The organism is Nonomuraea sp. NPDC049129 (assembly GCF_040648495.1).
Lineage (GTDB): Bacteria > Actinomycetota > Actinomycetes > Streptosporangiales > Streptosporangiaceae > Nonomuraea.
On sequence record NZ_JBEZDU010000036.1, the window covers coordinates 18651 to 34481 of the forward strand.

General features: G+C 69.2%; 16 protein-coding genes. 5 read left to right on the top strand and 11 right to left on the bottom strand.

All coding sequences use genetic code 11. From position 1 onward, the window contains the following. Positions 1-86: 86 nt before the first annotated feature. Positions 87-791, bottom strand: a complete 705-nt coding sequence (locus AB0B64_RS54490) for a metal-dependent transcriptional regulator (RefSeq protein ID WP_358202105.1) — start codon at positions 789-791, stop codon at positions 87-89. 102 nt (positions 792-893) lie between these two features. Between AB0B64_RS54490 and AB0B64_RS54495 the strand changes: the two genes are divergently transcribed. Next, positions 894-1511, top strand: coding sequence for a UdgX family uracil-DNA binding protein (locus AB0B64_RS54495; RefSeq protein WP_358202113.1), 618 nt, complete (start codon positions 894-896; stop codon positions 1509-1511). A 45-nt stretch (positions 1512-1556) separates the two neighbouring features. Here the strand turns inward: AB0B64_RS54495 and AB0B64_RS54500 are convergent, their stop codons facing one another. After that, complete coding sequence (locus AB0B64_RS54500) at positions 1557-2792, bottom strand: MFS transporter (protein ID WP_357959818.1); 1236 nt, start codon at positions 2790-2792, stop codon at positions 1557-1559. Positions 2793-2802: 10 nt separating this feature from the next. After that, entirely contained in the window at positions 2803-3456 is a 654-nt protein-coding gene (gene pdxH / locus AB0B64_RS54505; protein ID WP_225294082.1) for a pyridoxamine 5'-phosphate oxidase, read from the bottom strand. A 176-nt stretch (positions 3457-3632) separates the two neighbouring features. Between pdxH and AB0B64_RS54510 the strand changes: the two genes are divergently transcribed. Beyond that, a complete protein-coding gene (locus tag AB0B64_RS54510) occupies positions 3633-4739 on the top strand; it encodes a citrate synthase 2 (protein ID WP_357959815.1) in 1107 nt (368 codons plus the stop codon). A gap of 54 nt (positions 4740-4793) precedes the next feature. Here the strand turns inward: AB0B64_RS54510 and AB0B64_RS54515 are convergent, their stop codons facing one another. Further along, positions 4794-7448, bottom strand: coding sequence for an ABC transporter substrate-binding protein (locus AB0B64_RS54515; RefSeq protein ID WP_358202128.1), 2655 nt, complete (start codon positions 7446-7448; stop codon positions 4794-4796). A gap of 203 nt (positions 7449-7651) precedes the next feature. Between AB0B64_RS54515 and AB0B64_RS54520 the strand changes: the two genes are divergently transcribed. Continuing rightward, positions 7652-8881 (top strand): transposase, encoded by a 1230-nt coding sequence (locus AB0B64_RS54520; protein ID WP_358202134.1) that lies wholly within the window; start codon positions 7652-7654, stop codon positions 8879-8881. A 61-nt stretch (positions 8882-8942) separates the two neighbouring features. After that, the gene (serC, locus tag AB0B64_RS54525; protein ID WP_358202139.1) at positions 8943-10064 is read left to right on the top strand and encodes a phosphoserine transaminase; all 1122 of its coding nucleotides are present in this window, start codon (positions 8943-8945) and stop codon (positions 10062-10064) included. A gap of 4 nt (positions 10065-10068) precedes the next feature. Here the strand turns inward: serC and AB0B64_RS54530 are convergent, their stop codons facing one another. Beyond that, the gene (locus tag AB0B64_RS54530) at positions 10069-10443 is read right to left on the bottom strand and encodes a BlaI/MecI/CopY family transcriptional regulator (RefSeq protein WP_357959804.1); all 375 of its coding nucleotides are present in this window, start codon (positions 10441-10443) and stop codon (positions 10069-10071) included. A 133-nt stretch (positions 10444-10576) separates the two neighbouring features. On the opposite strand from AB0B64_RS54530, the gene AB0B64_RS54535 reads away from it, so the two are divergent. Beyond that, positions 10577-11113 carry a TIGR00645 family protein gene (locus tag AB0B64_RS54535; RefSeq protein ID WP_358202148.1) on the top strand — a complete coding sequence of 179 codons (537 nt, stop codon included), beginning with the start codon at positions 10577-10579 and terminating at the stop codon, positions 11111-11113. Positions 11114-11189: 76 nt separating this feature from the next. Here AB0B64_RS54535 and AB0B64_RS54540 read toward each other — a convergent pair whose 3' ends face one another. From AB0B64_RS54540 to AB0B64_RS54565, 6 genes are all read right to left on the bottom strand, one after another. Beyond that, positions 11190-12134 carry a hypothetical protein gene (locus tag AB0B64_RS54540; RefSeq protein ID WP_358202155.1) on the bottom strand — a complete coding sequence of 315 codons (945 nt, stop codon included), beginning with the start codon at positions 12132-12134 and terminating at the stop codon, positions 11190-11192. Further along, positions 12131-12664 (bottom strand): RNA polymerase sigma factor, encoded by a 534-nt coding sequence (locus AB0B64_RS54545; RefSeq protein WP_357959796.1) that lies wholly within the window; start codon positions 12662-12664, stop codon positions 12131-12133. Before AB0B64_RS54545 ends, AB0B64_RS54540 begins: the two co-directional genes overlap by 4 nt. A 217-nt stretch (positions 12665-12881) precedes the next feature. After that, entirely contained in the window at positions 12882-13433 is a 552-nt protein-coding gene (locus tag AB0B64_RS54550) for an EF-hand domain-containing protein (protein ID WP_357959793.1), read from the bottom strand. Between the two features lie 114 nt (positions 13434-13547). After that, positions 13548-14162, bottom strand: a complete 615-nt coding sequence (locus AB0B64_RS54555) for a rhomboid family intramembrane serine protease (RefSeq protein ID WP_357959790.1) — start codon at positions 14160-14162, stop codon at positions 13548-13550. Positions 14163-14264: 102 nt separating this feature from the next. Further along, positions 14265-15029 (bottom strand): crotonase/enoyl-CoA hydratase family protein, encoded by a 765-nt coding sequence (locus AB0B64_RS54560; RefSeq protein WP_357959788.1) that lies wholly within the window; start codon positions 15027-15029, stop codon positions 14265-14267. A 6-nt stretch (positions 15030-15035) separates the two neighbouring features. Then, a complete protein-coding gene (locus AB0B64_RS54565; protein WP_357959786.1) occupies positions 15036-15809 on the bottom strand; it encodes an SDR family NAD(P)-dependent oxidoreductase in 774 nt (257 codons plus the stop codon). Between the last annotated feature and the right edge of the window lie 22 nt (positions 15810-15831).

Here is a 15831-nt window from a genome sequence, read left to right on the forward strand (position 1 = left end):
GAACCACGGGCACTCCTGCAACAGCGTCGACCGGCCGGGAGTGGAGGGCCTCCCAATAGGGATTCAACCAAGGAGTAGCGGGCGAGTCAGCGCCTGGAGACGAAAACATGCGCGGCAACGTCACGCGGAAGCTCCGCGAGAGTGTCGTTCGCGTCACCGTCACCTGTCACCCGCACACCGTCGTCGCTCGCCGCGAGCGTCACCTCGCGTCCGGGTTGTATCCCAACTTGCTTGAGTTTAAGCATCACAGCAGGATCGCTTTGCACTTGTTCGCTAATTCGCCGCACGACCACGGGTATATCTCTTGGTCCGGCGAGGTCGGACATGGACGTCAAGAGGCTGGGGCCGCCCTCGACGGGCTCTCTGGCGCCCAGCTCGCCCAGCCCGGGGATCGGGTTGCCGTGCGGGCAGACCGTCGGGTTGTCGAGCAGCGTCACCAGCCGGGTCTCCACGGACTCGGACATCACGTGCTCCCAGCGGCACGCCTCGATGTGCACGTCTTCCCAGGGCAGGCCGATCACCTCGGTCAGCAGGCACTCCGCGAGCCGGTGCTTGCGCATCACGCGCGTGGCCAGGGTGCGCCCGAGGTCGGTCATCGACAGGTGGCGGTCACCTTCGACGCGGACCAGGCCGTCGCGCTCCATCCGGGCCACGGTCTGGCTCACGGTGGGACCGCTCTGCTGGAGCCGCTCCGCGATGCGCGCGCGCAACGGGACGATGCCCTCCTCCTCGAGCTCGAAAATCGTGCGGAGGTACATCTCCGTGGTGTCGATCAGGCCGTGTGCGGTCAAGGCTCCTCCCAACTGAATGCTACGCCGGTCAGGGCATGGACTGGACCCGTCGGCGACGGGCACAGAAGTCACACGGGAACCCTATGGGGAGAACGAGCGACGATGGTGATGGACGACAACACCGGGGCAGCCCGGTTCCTTCCCGACCGCCTCGATCTCGCCGCGCTGCGGCGGGCCGCGGCCGGGTGTCAGGGCTGCGACCTGTTCAGGAACGCCACCCAGACCGTGTTCGGCGAGGGCCCGGCCGGCGCGCGGTTCATGTTGGTCGGTGAGGAACCTGGAGACCAGGAGGACCGCCAGGGCGCGCCGTTCGTCGGCCCCGCGGGACGCGTCCTGGATCGAGGGCTGGAGGAGGCGGGCATCGAGCGCGACGACGTCTACGTGACGAACGCCGTCAAGCACTTCTCCTTCACCCTCAGGGGCAAGAGGCGCATCCACCAGAAGCCGACGGCCGCCGAGATCGACGCCTGCCACCCCTGGCTGGCCTCCGAGCTGGCCGTGGTCCATCCGAAGTTGGTCGTGGTGCTCGGCGCGACCGCCGCGCGGGCGCTGCTCGGCAAGGACTTCCGGGTGACGAGGCAGCGCGGCGAGCCGGTCCCGCTGGGCGAGGCGCTGGCGGTCGCCACGATCCACCCGTCGGCCGTGCTGCGGGCTACTGACCGGGACGAGGCGTACGCGGGCTTCCTCGCCGATCTCAAGGTGGCCGCGCGCACCGCCTGATCCCCTCTCAGGGGGCCGCGCGCATCGCCTGGTCCGCGCGTACGGCTAACCGGCCCGGTAGTTCCGGAAGCTCGGCACCGACAGCCCGACGATCAGGACCGCGACGGCGCACGCCAGCCCGCCACCCACCCACGCCCACGTCAGCCCGAACCACACGGCCGTCAGCCCGGCCCGCAGGTCGCCCAGGCGTGGCCCGCCCGCCACGACCACCATGAACGCCCCCTGCATCCGCCCGCGCATCTCGTCGGGAGCGTGCAGCTGCAGGATGGACTGCCGCCAGACCGACGAGACCATGTCGGCCACGCCCCCAACGGCCATCAGCACGACCATGAGCCAGAGCTGCTGGGCTAACCCGGCCGCGGCCACGCTGAGCCCCCAGAGCGCGATCGTGACCGTCAGCGCCACCCCCTGGCGGCGTACCCGGCCCACCCAGCCGGAGCCGAGCGCGCCGAGCACCGCGCCGATGGCCATGCCGGCCGACAGCCAGCCGAGCGCGATCGGCGAGCCGTCGAAGCGCTCGGACACGGCCTGCGGGATCAGCGCCCTGGGGAGCGCGAACACCATCGCGATGATGTCCACGACGAACGACATCAGCAGGACCGGCCCGGTCGCGATGTAGCGCAGGCCGTCGATCACCGAGCGCCAGCCGGGCCGCTGGATCTCGCCCATGGGGAGCAGCCGGGGCAGCCGGATCGCCGCGTACAGGCTGGCCGTGAAGAGCACCGCGTCGATCCCGTACGCCAGCGCGTAGCCCTGCCAGGCCAGCAGCACGCCCGCGATCATCGGCCCGATGATCGCGCCGAACCCGAACACCAGCGAGTTGAGCGCGTTGGCGGCGGGCACCAGCTCGGCGGGCAGGATCCTGGGGATGATCGCGCCGCGGGCGGGCGAGGTCATGGCGAACCCGGTGGCGCTCACGGCCGCGGCGAGCAGCAGCAGGTAGACGTTGCCCAGGCCGAGGAGGGCCTGGGCCAGGATGAAGAGCGTCGCGCCCCAGGAGATGAGCGAGCTGGTGATCAGCAGCCGGCGCCGGTCGACCGCGTCGGCGAACGCCCCGCCCCACAGCCCGAACACCATGAGCGGGAGCAGGTTGGCCAGACCCAGCAGGCCGACCCAGAACGAGGACTGGGTGAGGTCCCAAACCTGCTTGCTGACCGCGACGACGGTCACGCCGATGCCGATGTTGGCGATGGCCTGACCGGACCAGAGGCGCCGATAGGTGGGAACGGCCAGCGGCCGTATGTCTATGAGATGACGCTTGACCAACTCCCCGATTGCCACTTAAGGCACATTAAGGGGCAAGCCTCTCCAGAACCCATCCGGGGCGGGTTCGCCGGTAGCGCAGCCTGTCATGCATCCTGTCAAGCTGCCCCTGCCAGAACTCCACCTCCAGCGGGCTGACCCGGAACCCACCCCAGAAGTCGGGCACGGGCGGATGTTCCGGCCACCGGGCGGCGAGCTCGTCGTATCGGGCGTCCAGCTCCTCCCTGGACCGCACGACCGCGGACTGACGCGAGGCCCAGGCCCCGATCCGCGAGCCGTACGGCCTGGAGTTGAAGTAGTCGGCCGACTCCTCGTGCGAGAGCCGTACGACCGTGCCCTCGATCCGCACCTGGCGGCGGATCGGGTGCCAGGGGAACAGCAGCGACGCGCGGGCGTTCTCGGCCAGGTCGCGGCCCTTGCGCGACTCGTAGTTGGTGTAGAAGACGAACCCCTGCTCGTCATAGCCCTTGAGCAGGACGGTCCTGGCGCTCGGCCGGCCGCCGGCCGAGGCCGTGGCCAGCACCATGGCGTTCGGTTCCGGCAGGCCGGCCGTGAGCGCCTCCTGGAACCAGGTGGCGAATTGGGTGATCGGATCGGCGGAGAGATCGGCTTCGAGCAGCGGCTCGCCCTCATACGTACGGCGAAGCCCCGCCAGCGCGGGCGGGCGCGAGGTGGCATCCACGAGACGGTATTCTTGCGCGCTTGGTGGCAGATCCCACACAACACTCCCTACCAGCGGCTTTCGCGTTCCGGCGGGTCCGGAGACCGACCACGGGCGGGTAGGGGGTTAAATTGACCCGCCGGTATCTCGACATCAAGGCATTGCCGCAACATGGCAAGAAAGGGAGGCGGCCGAGAATGTCCGACTTCAAACCCGGCCTCGAGGGCGTTGTAGCTTTCGAGACCGAGATCGCGGAACCGGACAAAGAAGGGGGCGCCCTTCGCTACCGGGGTGTCGACATCGAGGAGTTGGTCGGCCGTGTCCCCTTCGGGCACGTCTGGGGCCTGCTGGTCGACAACAAGTTCCAGCCGGGCCTGCCCCCGGCGGAGCCGTACCCCATTCCTGTCCACTCAGGTGACATCCGCGTAGACGTACAGAGCGCGCTGGCCATGCTGGCCCCGGCCTACGGCTTCAAGGCGCTCCTCGACATCAGTGACGAGGAGGCCCGCGACCAGCTCGCGCGCGCCTCCGTGATGGCGCTGTCCTTCGTGGCGCAGTCGGCGCGCGGCCTCGGCCTGCCGATGGTGCCGCAGAGCCGCGTCGACGAGGCCAAGACCATCGTCGAGCGGTTCATGGTCCGCTGGCGTGGTGAGCCCGACCCCAACCACGTCAAGGCCATCGACGCTTACTGGACCTCGGCCGCCGAGCACGGCATGAACGCCTCCACGTTCACCGCCAGGGTCATCGCCTCCACCGGCGCCGACGTGGCGGCCGCGCTCTCCGGTGCCGTCGGCGCCATGTCCGGCCCGCTGCACGGCGGTGCTCCGGCCCGGGTGCTGCACATGATCGAAGGCGTCGAGCACCTGGGCGACGCCAAGAAGTACGTGCAGAGCGAGCTCGACAAGGGCAGCCGGCTGATGGGCTTCGGCCATCGCGTCTACCGTGCCGAGGACCCGCGCGCGCGGGTGCTGCGCCGTACCGCCAAGGAGCTCAACGCGCCTCGTTACGAGGTCGCCGCCGCTCTGGAGCAGGCCGCGCTGGAGGAACTGCACGCGCGCAAGCCCGACCGGGTGCTCGCCACGAACGTCGAGTACTGGGCGGCCGTGGTGCTGGACTTCGCCGAGGTGCCCTCGCACATGTTCACCTCGATGTTCACCTGCGCCCGTACGGCCGGCTGGGCCGCGCACATCCTGGAGCAGAAGCTCACGGGCCGCCTGGTCCGCCCGAGCGCCAAGTACATCGGCCCGGCGTCGCGTCCCCTCAGCGACGTTCCCGGCGCCTCCGAGGTCGTCGGCATCATCTGACGTCTCGATCCCGCTGTTCGTACGGCTGCCGCGTTCTGACGCGGCAGCCGTACTTCATTTCGGCTGCGAGTCGGCGGTGTCGGGCAGGCCGGCGCACACGGCGTCCTTCGGGGGCGGCTCAGTGGCGTCCAGCGAGCCGCAGCGGACGACCGGCTTCGGGTTGCCCGCCCGCGCCACGTCCACCTTCATGATCGCGAAAGCCTTGTCGACCGGGGCGTGCAGATCGGCGGAGCCGAAGTCGATCTTCCCGCTGGAGCCGTTCCAGACCCGCCGGGTCAGCCGGTACAGGATGTCGCCCCGGCTGGGCAGGCCGCCGCCCTCCTGCGCTCCGGCCCGGTAGGCGGTACTGGCCGCCTGGTAGAGCACGTTGGCCGCGTCGAAGGTGAGGATGAGGTTGTCGTCGGAGGACTTCGGGTGCGCGCCCGCGAGCAGGTCGCTGATGAACGCGGTCTGCTTGGTGGCGCTCTGGTTCCACACCGCCCGGTGCGCCAGCGCCACGTAGTAGACCTCCATCTGCTTCATGTGGGCGATCTCACCCGCGTGGTCGGCCATCGCCCTGACGACGTCGTCGCCCGCGAGCACCTTCGCGTCCTTGCAGCCGCTGCCCTCTATCGAGGTCAGGAAGCCCAGGAACTCCGAAGCCCGCCCGGCATAGAGGAACACGTCCGGTTTGAGGCCACAGGCCGCCACAGCGGCCTCCTGGATGCCGCCCGACTCGACGTTGTAGTCCTTCGGCTCCTTGACGGCGATGCCCTGCGCCTTCAGCGCCGTCTCGAAGTCGTCGGCCAGGTTCTTCGTGTACTGGTCGGTGATCGATTCGTCCTGGACGATGACCGCGGACGGCTTGTCCACGTCCGCGAGCAGCATGCGCCGGGCGAACCGCGCGCCCAGCGTCGCCTCACGGAAGTTGGTCGGCCCCACCTGGAAGTAGTAGGGGGACGGCTGGCCGGGCCGCTTGCCGTCGGCGGAGTCGCCGACGTAGCCGATCCGGTCCGCCGTCGCCGTGGTCGCCACCATCGGGATCTTCGCCAGGTGCAACTCCTCGATCGCCTGGCTGACCCCCTCCACGCTGCGCGGCAGGCCGATCACGCCCATCACGTGCGGGTCCCGCGCGGCGAGCTCGGTGATGAGCTGCGCCGTACGGCGGCCGTGGCGGAAGTTGTCACCGGCGTTGGCGATCAGCACCTGCAGCCGGGGCGTGGTGCTGGCGGTCCGCTGCTGCTCCTCCACCGCCTCCAGCTCGGACACGGCGGCCGACAGCCGGATGTCGTTCGCCTCCGTCTTGGTGATCGAGAACTCGCCGAACAGGACCACACTGACGTACCGTCCCGAGCCGATGGCGTAGCCGTTGTTCGCGTCGATCTTCTTGACCAGGTCCTTCACGGCGCCGTCGAAGAGGTCGTCCGGCGTGGCGCCGGCGGCGTTCACGATGCCGACGCATTCGGTGCCGCTCCGCTCCGCCCATTGCAGGCCGCCGCAGTGCGCGGCCCTGTCTCGCTGCACCCAGAAGACCAGGGCGAACGGCAGGACCAGCAGCAGCCCTATGGCCGTCCAGTAGGCCAGGGCCCGCTTCCTGCGCGGCAGCACCGGCGGGTACTCCCCGACGGCGGGCACGTCCGTGGCCCGGATGCCGATCCGCAGGTCAGGGACGCGGAACCGGGCCGCGGCCCGCCACCGCCCGACGACCTCGGGCAGCCGACCCAGCTCCGCGGACCCGATCGGCGGTCCGGGCGGAACGGAGGACACGGCCGCCAGCACGACCATCGGCGGCAGCAACCCGGTCGTCCTGGTGGTCTCCTCCACCAGCCGCAGGAACCGCGCGTTGACCCCGTCGGGATCGACGACCTCGATCAGCAGCAGGGCGTACAGCCCTCTGCCCCAGCTCGGCCACGGGATGATCCACTTCTTGTACGCCTCGCGTAGATCGCGCATCAGCGCGTGGACCAATAACCGCTCGACGTCCGTGTCGTCACGCTTGACATCCGCGTCGTCATCCGCGCCCTTGGCGTTGGCCAGGCGAAGCGCGTACTTGGCGGGGCCCTCGAACGGATCCCGCCGGATGTACGGCTGATTGCGGAGCCAGCCGGTGAACAGCGTCCCCCTGATCGAGAAGAAGGCCTGGCCGGTGGTGCCGAGCGCGGCCACCAACAGGCCGAGCACCCACGGGGCGAGGCCGACGAGGTCGGCGGGACCGTTGAACCACCAGACGGCCAGCGTGCCGACCGGCACCCAGGTCGTCGCGGCGCGCGCCAGGAAGTCGGCCGAGGTCCTGCGCCCCCGGTCGCTGTCGCGGCTGCTCCGCTGCCAATCCTTGAGCCGTTCCTTGAACATCCGGTAGCCCGTGTGCGTGCCCGGAGCCGGCAGCCAGTCCTCGGACTTGTTGCCCGGCGGCGGCAGGTGCCGCTGCTTCCTCGCCCACAGCACAAACTGCGCCAGTGGGAAACGCGGCGGCGGCAGCAACGACCCGCCCACCGGCTTGCCCAGCTCGCCCTGCTCCCCCGCCAGAGCCTCCACGAGCGCCTGGATCGACTTGTGCTCGCCCTCCTTGACGTGGGCGTAGGGCACCGCGTCCTCGAACGGCTTGGCGAGCAGCTCGGCCGCGGCGAGCGCCTCGGGGCCCGTCACGAGCACCGTGGGCAACGGCGGATCGGCCCGCCAGAACACCGGCCGGCGAATCAACGCTTCGACGACATTCCGCAGATCGGCCACCCGGACTCCTCCAGCCGGTCCCCACCCGTGTTGCTGGACCAACGAATGATCGAGGGAAATGGTTCATCTGAATGGTGGCACGGAGACCCGGTCCCTCAGGGCCGGGAGAAAGCGCCACCCTTCCTTTCGAAAACAGTATGGAAAGTCTCGGTCACGTTCGGTAATATGTGCGGTAGGTGAGGCCGCTGTGACAGGAGGTGCGGATGGCGATCCGCCGCTCCACCACCAAACGCCAGGGCCTGCCCACGATCGTGCAACTGCGACTCACACCCACCCCGGCTCAGGCCGACTCGCTGGCCGCGGCGGTGCTGTTGTGCAATCAGGCGGCCACCGTCGTGTCCCGGCTGGCGTGGCAGCACCGCGTCTTCGCTGTGGTGGAGTTGCATCGGCTGGCCTACTACGAGGTGCGGGCGCGGGTGGCCGGGCTGGGCGCGCAGGCGGCCGTGCGGGCGATCGCCCGGGTCGCGGGCGCGTATGCCAACCGGCGCGCTTCCAAGAAACGCGCTCACATCTTCCGCCCGCACGGTGCTGTGCCTTATGACGCCCGGCTGATGAGCTGGAATCGTGACGCCCGGATGGTGTCGCTGTGGACCCCCACCGGCCGCGTCACCGTGACCTTCACCGGCCGACCGGAAGACCTCAAAGCCGTGGACACGCTGCCGGTGGGCGAGGCCGACCTGATCTGCCGGCGCGGCGTGTGGCTGTTGCAGGTCGCACTCACTCTGCCGATGCCGGTGGTGTGTGAGCCGGTCGGCGGCTTCGTGGGAGTGGATCAAGGGGTGGCGAACCTGGCGGTCACCTCCGATGGTGCGGTGTTGCCTGGCTCCGCCTTGCCGGGGCCGGTCGGCGATAACGGCCACGTTCGCACCCTGCGGGAGCGGCGCCATCGCCAACGCCGGCGCCTGCAGAGGAAGGGGACGTCTGCGGCGCGGCGGGTGCTGCGCCGCCTGTCCGGGCGTGAACACCGGATGATGACCGACCTCAACCACCAAATCAGCACGTTTGTGGTGCGTGAAGCCGAACGCACCGGCCGCGGCGTCGCTCTGGAGGACCTTCAGGGCATCCGCGATCGGGTAAGGGCTCATCGGTTCCAGCGGCGCACCCTGCACAACTGGGCCTTCGCCCAGCAGATCACCTTCACCCGCTACAAGGCCACCCGAGCCGGGATCGCCTTCCTCCTGGTCGACCCCGCCTACACCTCGCAGGCTTGTCCGGACTGCGGGTACATCAGCCGGGCGAACCGGCCGGCGCGGGGCCGGTTCGTCTGCCAGAGGTGTGGCCTCGCTGGGCACGCCGACCACATCGCGGCCCGCAACATCGCCACACGCGGCATAGCGGGCTGGGCTGCCATCAACCAGCCACACGCTACCGGCCTCCCCTCGGCCAGACGGGACCGAGAGAGCAAACCACCAGATTCAACCGGTGGTAGTTGATCCTTTCTCAGGATCCGGACCCGGGTCCAGGCAAGCTCCTCGGGTAAGTACCCTTGGTCAGGTGGCTGACATCGTGATTCCCGCTGACATCAAGCCCGTCGACGGCCGCTTCGGCTGCGGGCCCTCGAAGGTTCGCACCGAGCAACTGGCCGCGCTCGCCGCCTCCGGCGCGAGCGTCATGGGCACCTCGCACCGCCAGAAGCCGGTCAAGAACCTGGTCGGCCGCGTACGCGCCGGCCTCATCGACCTGTTCGCGCTCCCCGAGGGCTACCAGGTCGTGCTGGGCAACGGCGGCACCACCGCGTTCTGGGACATCGCCTCCTTCGGGCTCATCCGGGAGCGGTCGCAGCACCTGTCGTTCGGCGAGTTCTCCTCGAAGTTCGCCACCGTCGCCAAGAAGGCTCCCTGGCTCGGCGAGCCGACGGTGATCAAGTCGGAGGTGGGCACCTACCCGGCCGCGGTGGCCGAGGACGGCGTCGACGTCTACGCGCTCACCCACAACGAGACCTCGACCGGCGTGGCCATGCCGATCGAGCGGCCGATGGAGCTGGGAGGCTCCGACGACTCCCTGGTGCTCGTGGACGCCACCTCCGGTGCGGGCGGCCTGCCGGTGTCCATCGACGAGACCGACGTCTACTACTTCGCCCCGCAGAAGAGCTTCGCCTCCGACGGCGGCCTGTGGATCGCGCTCATGTCGCCACGCGCCCTGGAAAGGGTCGAGGAGATCGCCGCCACCGACCGCTACGTGCCGGAGTTCTTCAGCCTGCCGGTGGCGATCGACAACTCCAGCAAGGACCAGACCTACAACACCCCGTCGGTGGCGACGCTGTTCCTGCTGGCCGACCAGCTCGACTGGATGAACAGCAACGGCGGCCTGGCCTGGACCACCGCCCGCACCGCCGACTCCGCCCAGCGCCTCTACACCTGGGCCGACAAGACCTCCTACACCACGCCGTTCGCGGCTCCCGAGTTCCGCTCGCAGGTGGTCGGCACGATCGACTTCTCCGACGACGTGGACGCGGCGGCCGTGGCCAAGGCGCTGCGCGCCAACGGCATCGTCGACACCGAGCCCTACCGCAAGCTCGGCCGCAACCAGCTGCGCGTGGCGATGTTCCCGGCCATCGACCCGGCCGACGTCGAGGCGCTGACGGTCTGCATCGACTACGTGGTCGAGCGTCTTTGACCCGTCACTTGGTCGAGCGCTTTTGACCCGTACGGCGCTCTAGCTCGTCCAGCAGGGCCAGGGCGTCCTCCTCCTCGACGCTCTGCGCGAACCTCGCCAGCACCGGCAGCCGGTCGGTGCTGGCCGCCAGCGCCTCCAGCATGAGCCGCGTGACGTGCTCGTCCCTGGAGTAGGCGGCCGCGTACTTGAAGGCGTTACGGTACGGCGTGCGGACGAGCAGCCCCTTCTTCACCAGCCGTTCGGCGACGGTCTGCACCGTGGTGTAGGCGAGTTCGCGCACCTCGTTGAGCGTGGCGAGCAGTTCGCGCACCCGCATCGGCTTACCGGCGTCCCACAGCACGTCCATGATCGCGCGCTCCAGGGATCCCAGGTTCGCCAACAGACCAACCCTCCGGCTCGGTGAGTTAGGAAACATTCTTCCCTAAAACGCCCGCGCACGACCAGGGTCGATCTTCCTTACCGCCCAGTTGTGCGGACATATCCTCATGTGACAGGGGTTATACCGGATGAGTATGAGCAGGCGGCCCAATGGCCTGGGCTACCTGATGTTCGCCAGCCGCTGGCTGCAGGTCCCCCTCTACCTGGGGCTCATCGTGGCCCAGGGGGTGTACGTCTGGCAGTTCATGGTCGAGCTCTGGCACCTGATCGAAGGCGTTCTCCACGGCGGCGGCAAGGACCTGGAAGTCACGGTCATGCTGTCGGTGCTGGGCCTCATCGACGTGGTGATGATCTCCAACCTGCTCATCATGGTCATCGTCGGGGGCTATGAGACGTTCGTCTCGCGCATCAACCTCAACGAGCACCCCGACGAGCCGGAGTGGCTGTCCCACGTCAACGCGAACGTCCTCAAGGTCAAGCTGGCCACGGCCATCGTGGGCATCTCGTCCGTGCATCTGCTGCAGACGTTCATCAAGGCCCAGACGATCGAGGACAGCAAGATGATGTGGCAGACGATCATCCACCTGGCCTTCGTCCTGTCGGCCATCGGGCTGGCGCTGATAGATCGCCTGCTGTCCTCCTCCCCGGCCGAACGGGTGCACAGCTCCTAGAGTCGTGGCCGAGGGTCCCTGGGAGGGACACCCCTTCGGCGGGGAGAAGGGCGAGCGTTCGTGGATACCGCGCCGGCTACTCGCCGGTTACCGGGTTCTTCCTGAGGTGCTTCTCCGTGACCAGCAGTCTCACCGTGCCGGCCTGCTCGGGCTCGGCGGCCCAGACGTACCAGTGGTCGCCGACCTTGGCCGACTGGTCCCGGCCCATGCCGAAGCCGTTACCGTCCGGGTTCGGCTCAATGATCCGGAAGACCACCCGCAGCCCTCGCCTGCGCGCCTCGGCGGCGACCTTGCCCACGGTCCGCCCGTCGGCGTCGTAGCCTTCGAGCATCTCGCCCTTCCTGCCGGCCTCCGCGAAAGCCTGGTACTTCTCTCCGGGCTTGGCCGGCCGACCCAGGTAGAAGACACCCCGGCCCTTGAATCCCTTGCTCACCGTGGCAGTGAGGAAGCAGCCTTCCTGGTCGAGCGTGCATCCCTCCGGCTTCAGACCACCGCCGAGCCTGTCGGCCCGGGTGGTGCCGGCGAATCCGTAGCGCACGATTTCGCCCACCCGAGTCGGTGAGGCGGGTATCAGGTCCACGCCGATATTGAGGCCCAGCGCCTGGAAGCCCTCGGCGTACAGGGCGTGGTCGGCGAACGGGTCCTTGATCCTTGCGATGTACTCGTCGCCCCGCAGTTCGATGTCGATGGCGGTGTTCGCGTACGAGGTGGCGGTGCCCGGGATCCGCTCCAGCAGGACAGGCCCCATGACGGCGGCGGCGGCGAGCGCGGCGGTGGCGGCCAGCCCCACGAGCAGGCGGCGGGCACGGCGTGATCTCGGCGCCCGCCGCCCAGCGGCTGCGGCAGCCGTTGCGGTTGCGGTTGCGGTTGCCGGGCCTGGCTTCTCTTCGACGATGGCCGCCAGCAACGCACGGGCCCCCGCACCGGACGCTTGGCCGGCCAGCCGCTCGTCCGTGACCCTGGCGAGTTCGCTGATCCTGGCGAGTTCACCGGCCTCGGCCAGTTCGCTCAACTCGTTCATCTGGACTCCACGGGGAGACGGTTGACGGAGACGCCCGCGCCGGCCAGCGCCTTGGAGAAGCGCTTGCGCGCGCGATGGAGCCTGATGCGTACGGCGTTGCGCGAGCAGTCGAGGACCTTGGCGAGCTGGGCGTGGTCCAGCCCTTCCCAGGCGACCAGCGACAACAGCTCGCGATCGTCCTCGTGCAGCTCCTTGAACGCCTGCGCGATCGCGCCCAGCTCGACGCTGCCCTCGGGCGAGTGGGCGTAGAGGTCGGCGATGTCGGCGTCGAGCTCCACGGTCCTGGACCACCGCCTGACCTGGCCGCGCCGCTGGTTGGCCAGGACGTTCCTGGCGATGCCGTACAGCCAGAGCCTGGCCTCCGCGTGGGGCGGCAGGGCGTCGACGCGGCGCCAGGCGATGGCGAACGTCTCGGCGACCACGTCCGCCGCGTCCTCGGGAGAGTCGCAGCGGCGCAGGGTGTATCCGAGAATCGGCTCGTACGTCTGGGCGTACACGGCCTCGAACCGGCGTCTTCGGTCGTCATCCACCGGCGGTTCCCATGGTGGCCTCCTCATGCGGGGTTGCGGACACCCCTTACATGTCTGAGGCCGTATCGGCATTTCACCCTGATTTTGCGAGCATCAGGGTGAGCGCCGTTCTACACCACTTCGCGCTTGCGGCGCACTCGACGTCGCGCCCGTTTGGGCGTGTTACACGTCGGTTGACGCCGGCTCGTGACGGACCTGGCGACCCGGCCGGGCGGGCTCACCGGTCGGCGGCGCCCAGCACCCAGGCGCTCGCGTCATCGGCCGATCCGGGCGCGTACATGCCCTGCAAGGCGACCGTGTACTCCTCGCGGGAGATGCGCCCGTCGCCGTCGGTGTCGACGCGGTCGAAGAAGCCGTTGGACGTCTCGGCGGACTCGCCGGCCGCCACGTACAGGCGGGCGAGCTCCTCCCGCGAGATCGAGCCGTTCCCGTCGGCGTCGATGGCGTCGAACGCCGCGTCGGCGAGGGGCTTCAGGCCGTTGTCATAGTAGTGGGGGTCCTCCGCCACGCCCGCCTGTACGAGGGCGACGTACTCCTCGCAGCTCACCCGGCCGTCCCCGTCGGTGTCAGCGCTGCGGATCTGGTCCCACCATGCCCGGTAGGCCGCCCGCAGTCTCGTGTGCGAGGGCGAGCTCGGGTCGGGCGCGATCACGGCGCACATCCGATCGGCGAGGCTCTCGAAGTCGGCGGCCTCGAGGTATCCGCTGCCGTTGGCGTCGACGATGGCGAACGCGGCCTTGAGGTTGGCTTCGGCCAGAGGGTTCGACACGGGGAGGCTCCCTTCGTGGACACTTTGCGTAATCATTCCACTACGAAGAGTCTGGCCTGTCGAGATGCGGCCAAGCGTCGATCCAACTAATCGCGTAGGAGGGTGTGCGGCGTCCTACACCACTTCGCGCTTGCGGCGCAGCAGCCAGGCGGCGACGACGCCGCCCACCAGGCCGAACAGGTGGCCCTGCCAGGAGATGCCCTGCTGGTTGGGCAGCAGGCCCCACAGGATCGAGTAGTAGGCGATCCCCACGCCGATCCCGATGACGATGTCGAAGACGCGCCGGTCGAATATCCCGCGCGCCAGGACGTACCCGAAATATCCGAACACCAGGCCGCTCGCGCCCACCGTGATCGTGTCGGGGCTGGTGAACCAGGTGCCGATACCGCCGATCACGATGATCAGCAGGCTGGCCGCGAAGAACCGCCCGAGCCCGCGCAACGCCGCCAGGAATCCCAGGATCAGCAGCGGCAGCGAGTTGGCCATCAGGTGTCCGAAGCCCACATGCAGGAACGGGGCGAAGAAGATGCCCACGAGTCCCGACGGGTCCCAGCCGATGATGCCGAACTCGCGGTCCAGGCTGCCGTTCGTCGTGTAGTCGACGACCTCGACGGCCCACATCACGGCGAGCATCACGACCATGACGAAGGTCGCGCTCAGGGCGCCGGCGAGGAGGGTGCCCGCGCCGCGCTTGGCCGACTCGTACGCGGACCTCGAATAGTCGCTCATGAGCCCCTCCCGCTAGACCTTTCCTTCTTTACCGTACGCAGAAGAAGTTATGCGCGCGCGGCGAAACCCCCTCCCAAAAAGGGGAGGGGGTCGGGAAAAGGACTACTCGCCCTTCCACTGGGGGGCGCGCTTCTCGGCGAAGGCCGCCGCGCCCTCCATGGCGTCCTTTGAGCTGAACACCGGGCTGATGATGCCGCCCTGCTTGGCGAACATCTCCTCCAGCGACCAGTCCTGCGACTCGATGATCACTTTCTTGGTCGCCGCGAGGGCCAGCGGGGCGTTGGCGGCGATCTTGCGGGCCAGTTCCAGCGCCCCGTCCAGCGCCTCGCCCGCCGGGGTGATCCGGTTGACCAGCCCCAGCTCGTACAGGCGCGAGGCCGGGTAGTGAGCGCCGGTCAGGGCGATCTCCATGGCGACGTGGTACGGGATCCGGCGCGGCAGCCGCATGATGCCGCCCGCGCCCGCCACAAGGCCCCGCCTGGGCTCCGGCAGGCCGAAGGTGGACTCCGACGACGCCACGATCACATCGCACGACAGCGCAAGCTCGAAGCCGCCCGCGAGCGCGTAGCCCTCGACCGCCGCCACGATCGGCTTCTTGGGCGGCGACTCGGTCAGACCGCCGAAGCCGCGGCCCTCGACCACGGGGAAGTCTCCCGACAGGAAGCCCTTGAGGTCCATGCCCGCCGAGAAGTAGCCGCCCGCCCCGGTCAGGACGTAGGCGGAGATGTCGGGGCGAGCCTCCAGCGCGTCGACGGCTGCCGCGATGCCGCGGGCCACCGCGCCGTTGATGGCGTTGCGCGCGGCGGGCCGGTTGATCGTGATCACGGCGACGCCGTCGGACTCTTCGACGAGCACTTCGTCAGACACGTGACCTCACTTGGGCTGGAAGCGGATGCCGCCGTCGAAGCGGACGACCTCGGCGTTCATGTAGTCGTTCTCGATCAGGGACCTGATCAGGTGCGCGAACTCGTCGGGCCGCCCCATGCGCTTCGGGAACACCACCGGCGCCACCAGCTTGGCCTTGAACTCGTCGGAGTTGGGCGAGAAGCCGTAGATCGGGGTGTCGATGATCCCCGGGCAGATGGTGTTCACCCGGACGCCGATGGCCGCCAGGTCGCGCGCGGCGGGCACGGTCATGCCCACGATGCCGCCCTTGGAGGCCGAGTAGGCCAGCTGCCCCGTCTGGCCCTCCAGCGCCGCGACGGAGGCGGTGTTGATGACCACGCCCCGCTGCCCGTCGGCGTCCACCGGCTCGGTCTTGGCGATGGCCGCCGCGCCGATGCGCATGAGGTTGAACGTGCCGATCAGGTTGACCTCGATGACCTTGCGGAAGGAGGCGGGGTTGTGCGGGGCGCCGTCACGGTTGACGGTGCGCTCGGCCCAGCCGATGCCCGCGCTGTTGACCACGACGCGCAGCGGCTTGCCGGTGGCGACGGCCGCGTCGACCGCCGTTTGTACCTGCTCGTCGTCCGTCACGTCGGTCCGGGCGAAGACCCCGCCGAGCTCGTCGGCGATGCTCTTGCCGCGTTCCTCGTTGAGGTCGGCGATGACCACCGTGGCGCCGTGGGCCGCGAGCTCGCGGGCCGTCGCCTCGCCGAGGCCGCTGGCCCCGCCGGAGATGATTGCTGCAGATCCGTTCACGTCCATATCCCGGACCCTAACCCGCCAA

Bases quoted from the DNA above. Each gene is read 5' to 3' on its own strand.
- AB0B64_RS54565 (WP_357959786.1), bottom strand. From the start codon at position 15,809: ATGGACGTGAACGGATCTGCAGCAATCATCTCCGGCGGGGCCAGCGGC.
- AB0B64_RS54535 (WP_358202148.1), top strand. From the start codon at position 10,577: ATGAGCAGGCGGCCCAATGGCCTGGGCTACCTGATGTTCGCCAGCCGC.
- AB0B64_RS54540 (WP_358202155.1), bottom strand. From the start codon at position 12,134: ATGAACGAGTTGAGCGAACTGGCCGAGGCCGGTGAACTCGCCAGGATC.
- AB0B64_RS54495 (WP_358202113.1), top strand. From the start codon at position 894: ATGGTGATGGACGACAACACCGGGGCAGCCCGGTTCCTTCCCGACCGC.
- AB0B64_RS54520 (WP_358202134.1), top strand. From the start codon at position 7,652: ATGGCGATCCGCCGCTCCACCACCAAACGCCAGGGCCTGCCCACGATC.
- AB0B64_RS54555 (WP_357959790.1), bottom strand. From the start codon at position 14,162: ATGAGCGACTATTCGAGGTCCGCGTACGAGTCGGCCAAGCGCGGCGCG.
- AB0B64_RS54510 (WP_357959815.1), top strand. From the start codon at position 3,633: ATGTCCGACTTCAAACCCGGCCTCGAGGGCGTTGTAGCTTTCGAGACC.